At 55.4% G+C, this 379-nt stretch carries 1 protein-coding gene; it reads left to right on the top strand.

The window, feature by feature from the left end:
* Positions 1-11: 11 nt before the first annotated feature.
* On the top strand, positions 12-379 hold a 368-nt coding region (alaE, locus tag FJV41_RS56850), incomplete at its 3' end, for an L-alanine exporter AlaE (RefSeq protein ID WP_141649724.1).

Raw genomic sequence — 379 nt, 5'->3', positions numbered from 1 at the left:
GGAGCACACCGATGTTCTCTGCGCACTCCCGCTTGCGGCATGCGGTTGCAGACACCTTTGCGATGGTGGTTTACTGCACCGTCGTCAACATGATGATCGAAATTTTTCTCTCTGGTATGACGTTTGAGCAGTCGTTATCGTCGCGTCTGGTGGCGATCCCGGTCAACATTATTATTGCCGTACCCTATGGGATTTATCGCGATTTCGCCATGCGTCAGGCCCGGCGCATCAGCCCAGCCAGGTGGATGAAAAATATGGCCGACGTGCTGGCCTACGTCACCTTTCAGTCGCCGGTGTATGTCGCTATTCTGTGGAGCGTGGGTGCTGACTGGCACCAGATTGTCGCCGCGGTGAGCTCGCTGTCTCTTAGACACATCTG

The organism is Myxococcus llanfairpwllgwyngyllgogerychwyrndrobwllllantysiliogogogochensis (assembly GCF_006636215.1).
GTDB lineage: Bacteria > Myxococcota > Myxococcia > Myxococcales > Myxococcaceae > Myxococcus > Myxococcus llanfairpwllgwyngyllgogerychwyrndrobwllllantysiliogogogochensis.
This window is presented reverse-complemented; position numbering and strand designations above follow the sequence as displayed.